13 protein-coding genes are annotated in these 15,403 nt (G+C 71.1%); 12 read left to right on the top strand and 1 reads right to left on the bottom strand.

The features are described 5' to 3' along the window. Positions 1 to 18 precede the first annotated feature (18 nt). The 8 genes from F1721_RS16545 (at position 19) to F1721_RS16510 (ending at position 8,854) form a co-directional block, all read left to right on the top strand. On the top strand, positions 19 to 591 hold the full coding sequence (locus F1721_RS16545; RefSeq protein WP_170301510.1) for a YceD family protein: 573 nt from the start codon (positions 19 to 21) through the stop codon (positions 589 to 591). Positions 592 to 593: 2 nt separating this feature from the next. Further along, on the top strand, positions 594 to 776 hold the full coding sequence (gene rpmF / locus F1721_RS16540; RefSeq protein WP_150067595.1) for a 50S ribosomal protein L32: 183 nt from the start codon (positions 594 to 596) through the stop codon (positions 774 to 776). A 59-nt stretch (positions 777 to 835) separates the two neighbouring features. Continuing rightward, on the top strand, positions 836 to 1,534 hold the full coding sequence (rnc, locus tag F1721_RS16535; RefSeq protein ID WP_246155105.1) for a ribonuclease III: 699 nt from the start codon (positions 836 to 838) through the stop codon (positions 1,532 to 1,534). Positions 1,535 to 1,692: 158 nt separating this feature from the next. After that, complete coding sequence (gene mutM, locus F1721_RS16530; RefSeq protein WP_150067593.1) at positions 1,693 to 2,583, top strand: bifunctional DNA-formamidopyrimidine glycosylase/DNA-(apurinic or apyrimidinic site) lyase; 891 nt, start codon at positions 1,693 to 1,695, stop codon at positions 2,581 to 2,583. A 608-nt stretch (positions 2,584 to 3,191) separates the two neighbouring features. After that, positions 3,192 to 4,442 (top strand): bifunctional glycosyltransferase family 2/GtrA family protein, encoded by a 1,251-nt coding sequence (locus tag F1721_RS16525; RefSeq protein WP_150067592.1) that lies wholly within the window; start codon positions 3,192 to 3,194, stop codon positions 4,440 to 4,442. After that, complete coding sequence (locus F1721_RS16520) at positions 4,439 to 6,490, top strand: ArnT family glycosyltransferase (protein WP_150067591.1); 2,052 nt, start codon at positions 4,439 to 4,441, stop codon at positions 6,488 to 6,490. The genes F1721_RS16525 and F1721_RS16520 overlap by 4 nt, the downstream gene beginning before the upstream one ends. 178 nt (positions 6,491 to 6,668) lie before the next feature. Beyond that, complete coding sequence (locus F1721_RS16515) at positions 6,669 to 7,373, top strand: response regulator transcription factor (RefSeq protein ID WP_170301509.1); 705 nt, start codon at positions 6,669 to 6,671, stop codon at positions 7,371 to 7,373. Then, positions 7,370 to 8,854: a sensor histidine kinase gene (locus F1721_RS16510; RefSeq protein ID WP_150067590.1), complete on the top strand. Its 1,485-nt coding sequence runs from the start codon at positions 7,370 to 7,372 to the stop codon at positions 8,852 to 8,854. The genes F1721_RS16515 and F1721_RS16510 overlap by 4 nt, the downstream gene beginning before the upstream one ends. Before the next feature lie 295 nt (positions 8,855 to 9,149). On the opposite strand, the gene asnB is transcribed toward F1721_RS16510, so the two are convergent. Continuing rightward, positions 9,150 to 10,979, bottom strand: coding sequence for an asparagine synthase (glutamine-hydrolyzing) (gene asnB / locus F1721_RS16505; RefSeq protein ID WP_150067589.1), 1,830 nt, complete (start codon positions 10,977 to 10,979; stop codon positions 9,150 to 9,152). Between the two features lie 213 nt (positions 10,980 to 11,192). On the opposite strand from asnB, the gene F1721_RS34440 reads away from it, so the two are divergent. The 4 genes from F1721_RS34440 to kdpB all read left to right on the top strand — a co-directional run bounded on the left by F1721_RS34440 (position 11,193) and on the right by kdpB (position 15,362). Beyond that, positions 11,193 to 11,369 (top strand): hypothetical protein, encoded by a 177-nt coding sequence (locus tag F1721_RS34440; RefSeq protein WP_170301501.1) that lies wholly within the window; start codon positions 11,193 to 11,195, stop codon positions 11,367 to 11,369. Further along, the gene (gene kdpF / locus F1721_RS16500; protein ID WP_093146669.1) at positions 11,366 to 11,461 is read left to right on the top strand and encodes a K(+)-transporting ATPase subunit F; all 96 of its coding nucleotides are present in this window, start codon (positions 11,366 to 11,368) and stop codon (positions 11,459 to 11,461) included. The genes F1721_RS34440 and kdpF overlap by 4 nt, the downstream gene beginning before the upstream one ends. Next, on the top strand, positions 11,461 to 13,122 hold the full coding sequence (kdpA, locus tag F1721_RS16495; RefSeq protein ID WP_150067588.1) for a potassium-transporting ATPase subunit KdpA: 1,662 nt from the start codon (positions 11,461 to 11,463) through the stop codon (positions 13,120 to 13,122). The genes kdpF and kdpA overlap by 1 nt, the downstream gene beginning before the upstream one ends. 161 nt (positions 13,123 to 13,283) lie before the next feature. Beyond that, positions 13,284 to 15,362, top strand: coding sequence for a potassium-transporting ATPase subunit KdpB (gene kdpB, locus F1721_RS16490; RefSeq protein ID WP_246155035.1), 2,079 nt, complete (start codon positions 13,284 to 13,286; stop codon positions 15,360 to 15,362). Positions 15,363 to 15,403 lie beyond the last annotated feature (41 nt).

Raw genomic sequence — 15,403 nt, 5'->3', positions numbered from 1 at the left:
AACCACCGAAACTTTGTGATGTCTCAGAACCACGATGCACGCGCCGCGCAGGCCGGCCCCTGGGTGATCGACACCCGGGAGATCGGCCACCGCGCTGGTAGCAGCCATGCCTACAAGCGCAGTGCCCCGGCACCGGCCGGGTTCGGGCTGGACATGATCAAGGTGCCCGAGGGTGAGCCGGTCGAGCTCGACCTGCTGGCCGAGTCGGTGGTCGAGGGCGTGCTGGTGTCGGGTACCGCCGTGGCCCACCTGGCCGGTGAGTGCGTCCGGTGCCTGGACCCGATCTCCGACGAGCTCGAGGTCGAGGTGCGGGAGCTGTTCGCCTACCCGGACAGCGCCACGGACGCCACCAGCGATGACGACGAGGTGGAGCGGGTCGTGGACGACCTGGTCGACCTCGAACCGGTGGTGCGGGACGCGATGCTGCTGTCGCTGCCCTCGGCGCCGTTGTGCTCGCCGGACTGCCAGGGGCTGTGCTCCGGGTGCGGCGTGAAGTGGGCCGAACTCGCCCCCGATCACACGCATGAGACCATTGACCCTCGCTGGGCCGCGCTGCAAGAGCGGTTCGGCGGGACCGAGGAGGAGAAGTAGTCGTGGCCGTCCCGAAGCGCAAGATGTCCCGGGCCAACACCCGTCACCGCCGGTCGCAGTGGAAGACCTCGGCGCCGACGCTGGTGCAGTGCTCCAACCGCTCCTGCCGCGAGCAGAAGCTGCCGCACGTGGTCTGCCCGGCCTGCGGCCAGTACGACGGCCGCCAGGTCGTCCAGCCCGCCTGATCGGCAGTCGCGCAGTGGGGGGAAAGCAGTCGCGGGTCCGGAAGATCGACCGGGCTCCGCTGTTGGCAGCGCTCGGCGTCGAGCTCGACGCCGAGCTGCTCACCCTTGCTCTCACCCACCGCTCGTACGCGTACGAGAACGGTGGCCTGCCGCCGAACGAGCGGCTGGAGTTCCTGGGTGACGCGGTGCTCGGACTGGTGATCACCGATCGCCTGTACAACGACCACCCGGAACTCGCGGAGGGGCAGCTCGCGAAGCTGCGCGCCAGCGTGGTCAACATGCACGCGCTGGCCGGTGTCGCGCGCGGTCTCGGTGAGGGCGGCCTGGGTGAATACCTGCTGTTGGGCAGGGGCGAGGAGCTCACGGGGGGCCGGGACAAGGCGAGCATCCTCGCGGACGGCCTGGAGGCCGTGCTCGGCGCGGTGTACCTGGCCAAGGGCATCGACGTCGCGCGCGACGTGGTGCACCGGCTGTTCGAGCCGCTGCTGGCCGAGGCGCCGCAGCGGGGCGCCGGCCTGGACTGGAAGACCAGCCTGCAGGAGCTGACCGCGTCGGCCAGCCTGGGCGTTCCGGAGTACCGGGTCGAGGAGCAGGGACCGGACCACCGCAAGGAGTTCAGCGCCTACGTGGCCGTGGGCGGGCAGACCTACGGTCGCGGTGACGGTCGCACCAAGAAGGAAGCCGAGCAGAAGGCCGCCGAGGCCGCTTGGCGCCAGCTGTCCCAGCAGGCTGGTGAGAGCGCCGAGTCGTCCGCCTGAGCGGCACTCGTTCCAGCGCACCTCAGCGTCCGCCTGGCCGTGGCATCCCGGAGCTGTCCCGGCCAGGCGATCGCTGAGAACTCGAGACGTGCACGGCCCCGCGGGTCTTCCGCGGGGCCGCTTGTCGTCGACCGGCGGGCGTGGTCGAAGATGTTTTCGTGCCCGAGTTGCCTGAAGTCGAGGTCGTCCGGCGCGGTGTCGCCGAACACGCGGTCGGCCGGACGGTGTCCGGCGTCGAGGTCCTGCACCCGCGGGCGGTGCGCCGCCACGTGCCGGGACCGGAGGATCTCGCCGGTCGCCTGGCCGGTCGGGTCCTGAGCGCGGCGCGGCGCCGCGGCAAGTACCTGTGGCTGGAGCTCGGCGACGGGAGCGCGGCTGAGCTCACCGGCGGTGAGGCGCTGGTGGTGCACCTCGGGATGAGCGGGCAGCTGCTCGTGCAGCCCGCCGACGCCCCGGACGAGAAGCACCTGCGGGTCCGCTTCCGGTTCGCCGACGGCGGCCCGGAGCTGCGGTTCGTCGACCAGCGCACGTTCGGCGGCCTGCACCTGGCCGACCTGGTCGAGGTGGACGGGATCGCACTGCCGAAGCCGGTCGAGCACATCGCGCCCGATCCGCTGGAACCGGCCTTCGACCTGGACCGGCTGGCGGAGCGGCTGCGGGCGCGGCGCACCGGGATCAAGCGGGCGCTGCTGGACCAGAGCCTGGTGTCCGGCATCGGCAACATCTACGCGGACGAGGCGCTGTGGCGCGCGAAGCTGCACTGGGCGCGGCCCACGGCGACGCTGACCCGGCCCAAGATCCGCGAGCTCTTCGACGGCGTGGTCGAGGTCATGCAGGACGCGCTGCACGCCGGTGGCACCTCGTTCGACGCCCTGTACGTCAACGTCAACGGCGAGTCCGGCTACTTCGACCGGTCGCTGGCGGTGTACGGCCAGCTCGACCGCCCGTGCCCGCGCTGCGGCGCCTCGATCCGGCGCGACGCCTTCATGAACCGCTCCTCCTACACCTGCCCGGTCTGCCAGCCGAAACCCCGCAACGCCCACCTCTGACCGCGATTCACGGGGTTTCCAGGCGCGTTTTGCGCGGCGGTGCGAGCTGCGAGGGCGGGCTATGCGCATGCGACACCTGCCGGTCGGTGCCGGTCACCCCTCGCAGCTGCTGTCCGCAGCCTGGATGAAAGTTCAATGGAGGTTTTTCCAGCCTCGTTCTGGGTGGCGGTGCGGGTGGCGGAACCTCAGCGCCCGCCTGGCTGTGGGTGCCCTGACTTGTGTATGACCGATACACGGCGTCAGGGCCGTCCTCGCCAGGCGAACGCTGAGAACCCGCGGCGGTGCGAGTTGCGAGGGTGGGTTATGCGCCTGCGGCGCATGCGACACCTGCCGACCGGTGCCGGTCGCCCTTCGCAGCTGCGGTCCACGGGCAGGATGAAAAAGGCTCATGGAAATCGGATGTCTGATTTCCATTGAAATTGCGGGAGTTGCCAGCAGGCGTCGGTGTGTTGGGGTGCGACATGCCGTGGGGACCTCAGTTTCAGGTGACGCTGCCGGGGTCTGCGCGCGGGGTGGTGCGTTCCCAGGTGGTTCCCAGGTGATGTCGACGGTGCTCGCACCTCGGTCCGGCTTCATGGTCGCGAAGCCGGAAGGAGAGGTGGTGGGAGATGAGCGCCGTGCCGCAGCTCGACGTCGGGAGCCGGGCGCCGCGTCGGACCGCGACGGTCGACGTCGTGATCCCGGTGCACAACGAGGAACGTTCGCTGCCCGGTTGCCTGCAGGTGCTCGGTGAGCACCTGGCCAAGGGTTTTCCGTTCCCCTGGACCATCACGGTCGTCGACAACGCCAGCACCGACGCGACGCTGCGCGTCGCGCACGAGCTGGCCGCGTCGATGGACCGGGTCCGGGTGCTGCACCTGGACCGCAAGGGGCGCGGGCTGGCCTTGCGCACCGCGTGGGGGTACAGCGACGCCGATGTCGTGGTCTACATGGACGTGGACCTGTCCACCGGGCTCGACGCGCTGCTGCCGCTGGTCGCGCCGCTGGTCAACGGGCATTCCGACCTGGCCGTGGGGTCGCGGTTGGCGACCGGGGCGCGGACCGTGCGCGGCGGCAAGCGGGAACTGATCTCGCGCTGCTACAACAGGATGATCCGCTGGACGCACGGTGCGCGGTTCACCGATGCGCAGTGCGGGTTCAAGGCGGCGCGCGCGGACGTGATCAAGCCGCTGCTGTCCGCGGTCCGGGACGATTCCTGGTTCTTCGACACCGAACTCCTGCTGCTGGCCGAGCACAACGGCCTGCGGGTGCACGAGGTGCCGGTGGACTGGGTCGAGGACGTGGACACGCGGGTCAACGTGGTCAAGACCGCTGTTGACGACATCGCGGGCCTGATCCGGGTGGCGCGCGCCAAGATCACCGGTGCGGCCCGGGTTCCGGACCTGCCGCGACGACCGGAGCCTCGCGCCGCGCACCCGCAGGCGGTGCTGGCGGAGCGGGAGAACGGCCTGCTGTGGCAGCTGGTCTCGTTCGGCGCCATCGGATTGGTGTCCACTGCGGTCACATCCGTGCTGTACGCGGTGCTGCGCACCTGGTGGCCGCCGCTGCTGGCCAACCTGGTGGCGCTGACGGTCACCACGCTGTGGAACACCGAGGCCAACCGCAGGTTCACCTTCCTCGACCGGGCCGGTTCGTCCGGGCGGGTGCACCTGCAGGGGTTGGTCGTGTTCGCCGTCTACTACGCGGTGACCTCCGGTGCGCTGCTCGGGTTGCACGCCTGGCAGCCGGATCCGGCGCGGTGGCTGGAAGTTCTCGTGCTCGTGGTGTCGTCGGTGGTCGGTACCGGCGTGCGGTTCGCGCTGCTGCGGTCCTGGGTCTTCCGGCCCGCGGCGGTGTCCGAGGGGGAGGAACGGGGATGACGTCGGTCGAGGATGCGGCCCGCGTGGAGCCGCGTGCGACTGCGCCGTGGCAGCGGCTCTCGCTCGCCGCGGTGTGCGTGCTGGCCGGGCTGCTGTACTGCTGGGGAATCGGGAGCTCGTGGGGGAACTCGTACTACTCCGCGGCCGTGAAGTCGATGTCGCAGAGCTTCGAGAACTTCTTCTTCGGCTCCTTCGACGCCGCCGGTGTGGTCACCGTCGACAAGCCGCCGATGGCGTTGTGGTTGCAGGTGCTGTCGGTGGAGGTGTTCGGGTTCAACCAGTTCGCCGTGCTGTTCCCGCAGGTCGTGGCCGGGGTGGCGGCGGTCTTCCTGCTGCACCGCGCGGTTCGGCGGTGGGCGGGGGAGAACGCCGCGCTGCTGGCCGCGCTGGTGCTGGCCCTGACCCCGATCACGGTGGTGATCAACCGCGACAACAACCCGGACACGCTGCTGGTGCTGCTGGTCGTGGCCGCGGCGTACGCGATGACCCGGGCGTTCGGCCAGCGCCGGGCGACGGGATGGGTCGTGCTGGCCGCGTTCCTGGTCGGTTGCGGCTTCCTGACCAAGATGCTGCAGGCGTGGATGGTGCTGCCCGCGTTCATCGCCGCCTACCTGGTCGGCAGCCGCGCGGGCTGGGGGCGGCGCCTGCTGGACCTCGGCGCAGCGGCCGCGGTGCTGGTCGTCAGCTCGTTCTGGTGGGTCGTGGCGACCGCGCTGTGGCCGTCGCCCAAGCCCTACATCGGGGGCAGCGAGGACGGGTCGGCCTGGGACCTGATCTTCGGCTACAACGGGTTCGGCCGGATCTTCGGGGAGAACGGCCCCGGCGGCGGTGGTGGCCCCGGCGGTGGTCCTGGCGGGAGCGGTGGTTTCTCCGGTTCGTCCGGGATCCTGCGGTTGTTCAACGACCAGCTCGCCGGGCAGATCAGCTGGCTGCTGCCGCTGTGCGCGTTGGTGCTGGTCGCGGTGCTGGTGGCCGGGGTCCGGGGCTGGCGGGGCGGCCGTCCGCCGGAGCGCGGGCGGACCGCCGGTTGGGTGCTGTGGGGCGGTTGGCTGGTGGTCATCGGCCTGATGTTCAGCTTCGCGCAGGGCATCATGCACCCCTACTACACGACGATGCTCGCACCCGCGGTCGGCGCGGTGGTCGGGGCCGGTGCGGTGCAGCTCTGGCGCTGGTACCGGCAACCTCGGGGCAGGGCGTGGCTGCTGCTGCCGATCGGTGTCGCGATCACGGTGGCGTGGGCGATGGCCGTGGTGGCCCGCGATCTGAGCTGGCACGCGTGGGCCGGGTACGCCGCGGTCGGCTTGGGCGTCGTCGCGTTCGTCGTGCTGCTGATCGGTCGGCGCGGCGGCGCGGCGCTGGCGAAGTCCGGCCTGGCGCTGGGGCTGGCCGCGGTCCTGCTGGTGCCGACGGCGTGGTCGGCGATCGCCGCGGTCAGCGGCCAATCCGGCATGGGCGGGGCGAACCCGATGGCCGGGCCGGAGAACAGCATGGGTGGTCCCGGCGGCCGGGGGCCGGGTGGTCCCGGCGGTGCGCAGCCGCCCGGAATGGACGACGGTGCGCAGGAGCCGGGGACCGCGCCGGAGTCCGACGGGCGGCGGGTTCGGATGGGCGGTCCGGGCGGCGAGTCGCTCAGCGCGGAGCAGCAGAAGCTGCTCGACTACGTGCGGGCGCAGGCCGGTGACCTGGAGGTGCCGCTCGCGGTGGACGGCGGGTCGATGGGTGCGTCGTCCTACATCATCAACTCCGATCTGACCGTGGTCGGCATGGGCGGCTTCAGCGGCAGCGACGACGCACCGTCGGTGGCCCAGCTGACCGGGTGGAAGCAGTCCGGCCAGCTCGGTTTCGTCCTGCTCGGAGGCGGTGGCCCGGGTGGCATGCGCCCACCTGGCAACGCCGACCTGCCGGACGCTGCGGCGATCATGGGCGGCCCTGGCGGTCAAGCGAGCAGCGACCGCGAGGAGTGGGTGAAGCAGAACTGCACCCCGGTCGACCCGGCGGTGTGGGGAGGCTCGGCGGACAGCGGCCTCGAGCTGTACGTGTGCCGCTGAGCTCCGTGAGCACTTTGTGGGGTCAGGGCCCCACAAAGTGCTCACGGGCCACCACCTGAGGAAAGAGGGTGGCGATTGCGCGCGGAATTGCGCGCCCGCCGCGTCGGCGGTTGGTTCGGGGTGTGATTCCCAGGGGACGTCCAGGTTTTTCCCAGGTTGGCCGGGGAGGCTGGTTGGCGTGGTCGATTCGGGTGGAGCTCGGGTGCTGGTCGTCGACGACGAGCCGAACATCCTGGAGCTGCTCACCGCCGCGCTGCGGTTGAGCGGGTTCGAGGTGCGCGGTGCCGGTACCGGGGCGGATGCGTTGCGCGCCGCGGCCGAGTTCCGGCCGGACATCGTCGTGCTGGACGTGATGCTGCCGGACCGGGACGGGTTCTCGGTGGCCGCCGAGCTGCGCGCGGGCGGGGACACCGTTCCGGTGCTGTTCCTGACCGCGCGGGACGCCGTCGAGGACCGCATCGCGGGGCTCACCGCTGGCGGCGACGACTACGTGACCAAGCCGTTCAGCCTGGACGAGGTGGTGCTGCGGCTGCGCGCGATCCTGCGGCGGGTGCGGCCCGCGCGGGCCGACGACTCGACGCTGCGCTACCACGACCTGGAGCTGGACGAGGAGAGCTACGAGGTGCGCCGCGGCGGGCGGCTGATCACCCTGTCGCCGACCGAGTTCAAGCTGCTGCGCTACCTGCTGATCAACGCCGAGAAGGTGGTCAGCAAGGTGCAGATCCTGGACCGGGTGTGGAACTACGAGTTCGGCGGGGACAGCCGGATCGTCGAGTCCTACATCAGCTACCTGCGGCGCAAGGTCGACTCGACCGCGCCCGCGCTGATCCACACCATCCGCGGCGTCGGGTACGTGCTGCGGCTGCCGCCGGAGCACCGATGAGGATCTTCCGCACGTTGCGCGGGCGGCTGGTCCTCGTGCTGCTCAGCGCGCTGGTGATCGGCCTGCTGGCGATGGGGCTGACCAGCACGGCCCTGCTGAGCAGGTCGCTGATCAACCGCACCGACGACCGGCTGGCCGAGCTGGCCGGGCCGTGGGAGCACGGCGCGCTGCCGCCGCCGGACCCGACGCGCGCCCCGCCGGAGCCCGGGCGGGGCCGGGGGGAGCTGCCCACCGACTTCCGGGTGCTGGTGTTCGACCCCGGTCGGGGCCAGCTCGGCGGCGTGATCGGGAGCCCGGAGGGGGACGTCGGCGGGCCGCTGCTGGTGGACCCGGAGCGCGGCCCCGAGGTCGGCACGGTGCCGGACCGGGCGGGCGGCGCGGACTGGCGGGTGCGGACCGTCGCGCTGCCCAACGGGCGCCTCGCCGTGCTCGCCCTGTCGCTGGCCGGGGTGGACGCGACGGTGCGGCAGCTGGTGGTCATCGAGCTGGTGGTGGGCGGTGTCGTGCTGGTCGTGCTGGCGGCGGCCGCCGCGGTGACGGTGCGCCTGAGCCTGCGGCCGCTGAACCGCATCGAGCGCACCGCCGACGCCATCGCGGCCGGGCAGCTGGATCGGCGCGTGCCGGACCAGGACCCGCGGACGGAGACCGGTCGCCTCGGCTCGGCGCTGAACACGATGCTCGGTCGGCTGGTGGACGCGCTGCAGCAGCGTGAGCAGTCGGAGCAGCGGTTGCGGCGGTTCGTCGCGGACGCCTCGCACGAGCTGCGCACGCCGCTGACGTCGATCCGCGGCTTCGCCGAGCTGTACCGGCGCAGCGACCAGCACCGGCCGGAGGACGTGCGGACGATGATGCGCCGCATCGAATCCGAGTCGGTGCGCATGGGCGGCCTGGTCGAGGACATGCTGCTGCTGGCGCGACTGGACCGCGAGCGCACAGTGGACCTGGTGGAGCTCGACCTGGTGCCCCTGGTGCAGGACGTCGTCGCGGACGGCCGAGCACGCGCCCCGGACCGGCAGATCACCGAGCGAGGACCGGAGCAGCTGCGAGTGCTGGGCGACGGCCCGCGCCTCCGCCAGGTGCTGACGAACCTGGTGAGCAACGCGCTCCTGCACAGCACGCCCGGCTCGCCGATCACCGTCGAGGTCGCCCACGGCACGGTCAGCGGGGGAGCGCTCGCGTCGGCGGGCGCGGAACTGCCGCCGGGGAGCCCGGTCGCGGTGGTGTCGGTCGCCGACACCGGCCCGGGCATAGCCCCCGAACACGCACCCCGCATCTTCGACCGCTTCTACCGAGCGGACGACGGCCGCACCCGCAAGTCCGGAGGAACAGGCCTAGGCCTGGCCATCGCAGCAGCCCTCGCAGAGGCCCACCACGGCCGAGTAGAACTCCGAACAAACCCCCAAGGAGGCAGCACCTTCAGCCTCCTCCTCCCCCCTGACCCCGACCGACCCCCTGGTGGTGACGTCCGCAACTTCGATTGAAATTGCCTCACCTCGCCACCGCAGGTTCCGTCGAGAACGGTGGCAATTTCGATTGAAATTGCCACACCGCGCAAAGCAACCACCCACCGCTTTGAACCCAAACCCAACCCCCCACGCAACCGCACCTCTCCCCACCAACCCCACCCGGTACCACCGCTGATCCCCCGGCGGTGGCCCGGTTTCGGCCGTCCACCGCACCATCCCATCGCAAGGCCAACCCCAGCACCACCGATCCCAAGGCCAACCCCCGACCCGGGGTGCGCGACCCCACCCGAGGTCGCGCACCCCGACCCGATCAGAGCTTGATCGTCGGGTGGTGGATGTCGAACCAGGTCGCCAGGTCGAGGGCGCGCTCGAAGGCGTAGCGCGTCGGCGTGTCGATGTTCGCCGGGTCCTTCGCGAGGGCCTCGCGCAGCCACCCGCCGTCCAGCAGGGACAGCGCCTCGTTGCCGGTGGCGGCCAGGTCGGCCACCTGGCCCTGCAGGACCGCCGCGTACTTCGGGTCCTGAGTGGACGGATAGGGGCTCTTCACCCGCTCCACCACCGACTTCGGCAGCGCGTCCGCGGCGGCGTGGCGCAGGAGGCTCTTCTCCCGGCCGTCGAAGGTCTTCAACGACCAGGGCGCGTTGAAGACGTACTCGACCAGGCGGTGGTCGCAGAACGGGACCCGGACCTCCAGGCCGACCGCCATGCTCATCCGGTCCTTGCGGTCCAGCAGGACCCGGACGAACCGGGTCAGGTGCAGGTGGCTGATCTCGCGCATCCGCCGTTCGAGGCCGCTCTCGCCGTCCAGCGTCGGCACCGCGGCGATCGCGGTGCGGTAGCTGTCGGCGACGAAGGACTCCAGGTCCAGCGCCTCGGTCACGTGCGGGGCGAGCACGCTCGCCTGCTGGCCCTGCTGGGTGCGCACCGCGGCGAACCACGGGAAGGTGTCGGCCTCGCGCACCGCCGGGTCGTGGAACCACTTGTAGCCGCCGAAGACCTCGTCGGCGGACTCGCCGGACAAGGCCACCGTGGAGTGCTCGCGGATCGACTTGAACAGCAGGTAGAGCGACTGGTCCATGTCGCCCAGCCCCATCGGCAGGTCGCGTGCCTGCACGGCGGCGCGCCGCACAGCGGGGTCGGCCAGCGCGTCGGGGTCGAGCACGATGTCCTGGTGCAGCGAGCCGACGTGCTCGGCCACGTCGTGCACGTAGGGCGTGTCCGGGGTGGCGCGCAGCTCGTCGGGCACGAAGTTCTCCGCCTGCCCGAGGAAGTCCACCGCGAAGCTGCGCACCTGCTCGCCGCTGCGGCGCAGCTCGAGACCGGCCAGCGCGGTGATGGCGCTGGAGTCCAGGCCGCCGGAGAGCAGCACGCAGCGCGGCACGTCGGAGATCAGCTGCCGCGCGACGATGTCGTCCAGCAGCTCCCGCACGCGCCGCACGGTGGTCTCCTGGTCGTCGGTGTGCTCGGTGGCGCGCAGCTGCCAGTAGGTGTGCTCGCGCAGGCCGGTGCGGTCGACGGTGACGACGGTGCCGGGCTCGACCTCGCGCATGCCCGACCACACCGCGTGCCGCGGGGTCTTGACCGGGGCGAACAGCTCGCGCAGCCCGTCGGCGTCGACGACCTTCTCGGCCAGCGGGTTGGCCAGGATCGCCTTGGGCTCGGAGCCGAACAGCACGCCCTGCTCGGTCGGGTAGTAGTACAGCGGCTTGATGCCCATCCGGTCGCGGACCAGCAGCAGCTGCTCGGTGCGGGTGTCCCAGACGGCGAAGGCGAACATGCCGTTGAGGTGCTCGGCGACCTGCGGCCCCCACTCCAGGTAGCCGTGCAGGACGACCTCGGTGTCGCTGTCGGTGGTGAACTGGTGGCCGCGGCGGCGCAGCTCGTCGCGCAGCTCGGTGAAGTTGTAGGCCTCACCGCTGTAGACGATCACCACGTCGCCGTCGGGGGAGGTCATCGGCTGGGTGCCGCCGGGGAGGTCGATGATGGCCAGCCGGCGGTGGCCGAGCGCGGCGTGCGGGGCCACCCACGTGCCGCGGGCGTCGGGTCCGCGGCAGGACATGGTGTCGCACATCGCGTCGATCGCGAGTTGCTCGCGGGTGAGGTCGCGCTGGAAGTCGATCCAGCCGGAGATGCCGCACATGGCCCGTTCTCCTTCGGTGTTGGCGATTTCGTGCGGGTGGAGTCCCCGGGTGCGCACCGGTGTTTACTCAGGCTAACTAGATCGTTGCATCGATGAAACCAGATGACCGGGTGAAGTCGGCCACTCACAATCCGTGCGCAGCGGTAGGAACCGGCCGAAACCGGTGCATCAAGAACACATCAACGCGCTGCTGAGGGGCATCAAGGAGCCGTCATGGGTATCGACCCGATCGGGTGCCGGGGATTTCGCTGGAGCCGAGCGGTCGCCGAACCCGGCGGCCCGAGTTCGAGTGAGGAGTGCGCAGCGGTGGCTGATCTGGCCTACGCCGTGTTGCTGATCGGCGGGTTCCTCGTGCTCGCCCTGACACTGCGCGGTTTGGAGCGGTTGTGAGCGCATTGCTGGCCAACGTCGCCGGAGGCGTGTTGGCGCTGCTGTTGATCGGTTATCTGTTCGTCGCACTGGTTCGGCCGGAGAAGTTCTGATGAGTTCGCTGCTGGTCGGCCTGACCCAGGTCGGCCTCCTGATCCTGGCCATCGGAGTGGTCTACCGGCCCCTCGGTGACTACCTGGCCCACGTCTACACCAGCGAGAAGCACTGGCGCGTGGAGAAGGCGGTCTACCGCCTGGTGCGCGTCGACGGCGACGCCCACCAGCGCTGGACCACCTACGCCGCGGGCGTCCTCGGCTTCTCGTTCGCGTCCATCGTCCTGCTCTACCTGCTGCAGCGGGTGCAGCCGTGGCTGCCGCTGAGCTTCGGCCGCGGTTCGGTCGAGCCCGGGATGGCGTTCAACACCGCGGTCAGCTTCGTGACCAACACGAACTGGCAGTCCTACGTGCCGGAGGAGGTCCTCGGGCACACCGTGCAGATGGCCGGGCTGACCGTGCAGAACTTCGTGTCGGCGGCGGTGGGCATGGCGGTCGCGATCGCGCTGGTGCGCGGCTTCGCCGCCGCGGGCACCGGCCGCATCGGCAACGTCTGGGTGGACATCACCCGCGGCTGCACCCGCGTGCTGCTGCCGATCGCGGCGGCCGCGGCGGTGCTGCTGGTCGCGCTCGGCGGGGCCATGAGCCTCGCGTCCGGCATCGAGGTCGTCGGGCTGGACGGGCAGGCGCACACCATCGCCACCGCGCCGATCGCCAGCCAGGAGGCCATCAAGGAGCTCGGCACCAACGGCGGCGGGGTGCTCAACGCCAACTCGGCGCACCCGTTCGCCAACCCCGGCGGCATCAGCAACCTGCTGGAGATCTTCCTGATCCTGGTGATCCCGCTGGCCCTGACCCGCACCTTCGGCACGATCGTCGGCGACCGCCGCCAGGGCCGGGTGCTGCTGTCGGTGATGGTGGCGATCATGGCCGTGATGCTGGCCGTGAACTGGTGGGCCGAGTCCCACCCGAACGGCCCGGCCGCGCTCGCCGCCGGTGGTGCGCTGGAGGGCAAGGAGGCGCGCTTCGGGCTGTTCCTGTCCGGGCTGTTCGCGGTCGCCACCACCGGGACCTCCACCGGCGCGGTGAACTCGATGCACGACAGCTACACCGGGCTCGGCGGACTGGTGCCGCTGCTGAACATGCTGCTCGGCGAGGTCGCGCCGGGCGGTGTCGGCGCCGGGCTGTACGGGATCCTGGTGCTGGCCGTGATCGCGGTGTTCCTGGCCGGGCTGATGGTCGGGCGCACCCCGGAGTACCTGGGCAAGAAGCTCGGGCGGCGGGAGGTCACCGCGGCGGCCATCTCGATCCTGGCCATGCCGACGGTGGTGCTGCTCGGCGCCGGAACCGCGCTGGCGCTGCCGTCCACACCGGACGCCATGGCCAACAGCGGGGCGCACGGGCTCTCGGAGGTCCTCTACGCCTTCGCCTCGGCGGGCAACAACAACGGCAGCGCCTTCGCCGGGTTGACCGTCACCAGCGACTTCTTCCAGGTCGCGCTCGGCCTGGCGATGCTGTTCGGCCGGTTCGTGCCGATCCTGGCGGTGCTGATGCTGGCCGGTTCGGTGGCCGCGCAGCGCAGAGCTCCCGCCACCGCGGGCACGCTGCCCACCACCGGCCCGCTGTTCGCCGGACTGCTCGGCGGAACCGTTGTCCTCGTCGCGGCGCTGACCTTCCTGCCCGCGCTCGCCCTCGGCCCGATCGCGGAGGCCCTCGCATGAAGCCCATGTCCCAACCGGAGTCCTGCTCCACCGCACCTCAGCCGGAGTCCTGCTCCACCGCACCTCAGCCGGAGTCCTGCTCCACCGCACCTCAGCCGGAGTCCTGCTCAACCGCACCTCAGGGGACCGTGACGCAACCCAGCCACAAGAAACCGCGAAACATGAGTTTGATTCCAGGCGCAACCACCACTGAAAATCGCGGAGAGGCGGGCCAGGGAGAGGCGGAACAGACCGGTCCGCGCAAGCTCGCCGCGGGCGCGTTCAGCCCCCGCCAGCTGTGGACCTCGCTGCCCGAGGCGCTGCGCAAGCTGAACCCGAAGCACCAGCTGGCCAACCCGGTCATGCTCGTGGTGTGGGTCGGTTCGGCGCTGACCACCGTGCTCGTCGTGTTCGAGCCCGACGTGTTCAGCATCGCGGTGGCCGCCTGGCTGTGGTTCACCGTGCTGTTCGCCAACCTCGCCGAAGCCGTCGCCGAGGGCCGCGGCCGGGCGCAGGCGGAATCGTTGCGGCGCACCAAGACCGAGGCCGTCGCGCGGCGGCTGGTCGACGGCGTCGAGGAGCGGGTGCCCGGCACCGCGCTGCGCATCGGCGACCACGTGGTGGTCGAGGCGGGGGAGATCATCCCCGGCGACGGCGACGTGGTGGAGGGCATCGCGACCGTCGACGAGTCGGCCATCACCGGCGAATCCGCCCCCGTCATCCGGGAATCCGGCGGCGACCGCTCGGCGGTGACCGCCGGGACCGCGGTGCTGTCGGACCGGATCGTCGTGCGGATCACCGCCGCCCCCGGCGAGACCTTCGTGGACCGGATGATCGCGCTGGTCGAGGGCGCGCAGCGGCAGAAGACGCCGAACGAGATCGCGCTGACGATCCTGCTGTCCACGCTGACCATCATCTTCCTGCTCGCGGTCGTCGCGCTGCAGCCGATGGCCGGTTACTCCGGATCGCTGCTGTCGGTGATCACGCTGACCGCGCTGCTGGTGTGCCTGATCCCGACCACCATCGGCGCGCTGCTGTCCGCGATCGGCATCGCGGGCATGGACCGGCTGGTGCAGCGCAACGTGCTCGCCAAGTCCGGGCGCGCGGTGGAGGCCGCCGGGGACGTGGACACCCTGCTGCTGGACAAGACCGGGACGATCACCTTCGGCAACCGGCGGTGCACCGAGCTGCTGCCGGTCGGCGGCGCGACGCTGCCCGAGCTGGCCGAGGTGGCGCGGCTGTCCAGCCTCGCCGACCAGACGCCCGAGGGCACCAGCATCGTGGCGTTCTGCGCCGAGCAGTTCGGGCTGCCGACGCGGGCGGAGGGCGCGGAACTCCGGGCGGAGGAGGTCGCTTTCACCGCGCAGACCCGGATGAGCGGCATCGACATCGACGGCCGCGAGATCCGCAAGGGCGCCACCAGCGCGGTCCGCGCCTGGGCCGGTGGGGTGTCCGACGAGGTGGTGCAGCTGACCGAGCAGATCGCCGCGCAGGGCGGCACCCCGCTGGTCGTCGCCGAGCGCAGCGGCGGAACCACCCGCGTGGTCGGCGTGATCCGACTGTCCGATGTGGTCAAGCCGGGCATGAAGGAGCGGTTCGCCGAGCTGCGCGCGATGGGCATCCGCACCGTGATGGTCACCGGCGACAACGAGCTCACCGCGAAGGCCATCGCGGCCGAGGCGGGCGTCGACGACTACCTCGCCGAGGCCAAGCCCGAGGACAAGATGGCGCTGATCAAGGCCGAGCAGGAGGGCGGTCGGCTGGTCGCGATGACCGGCGACGGCACCAACGACGCGCCCGCGCTCGCCCAGGCCGACGTCGGGGTGGCGATGAACACCGGCACGGCGGCGGCCAAGGAGGCCGGGAACATGGTCGACCTGGACTCCGACCCGACCAAGCTGATCGAGATCGTGGAGATCGGCAAGCAGCTGCTGATCACCCGCGGCGCGCTGACCACCTTCAGCATCGCCAACGACCTGGCCAAGTACTTCGCGATCCTGCCCGCGATGTTCGTGGCGATCTACCCGCAGCTGGACGCGCTGAACGTGATGCGGCTGGCCACGCCGACCTCGGCGATCCTGTCCGCAGTGATCTTCAACGCGCTGGTCATCGTGGCGCTGATCCCCTTGGCGCTGCGCGGGGTCCGCTACCGGCCGACCACCGCGAGCGCGCTGCTGCGCCGCAACCTGCTGGTGTACGGGCTGGGCGGCATCGCCACGCCGTTCCTGGGCATCTGGCTGATCGACCTGCTGATCTCGTGAGCGGCGATGGCGGCCCTTGCGGCCACCGCCGCTCACGACCC

This window comes from Saccharopolyspora hirsuta (assembly GCF_008630535.1).
In the GTDB taxonomy this organism is placed as follows: Bacteria; Actinomycetota; Actinomycetes; order Mycobacteriales; family Pseudonocardiaceae; genus Saccharopolyspora; species Saccharopolyspora hirsuta.
This window is presented reverse-complemented; position numbering and strand designations above follow the sequence as displayed.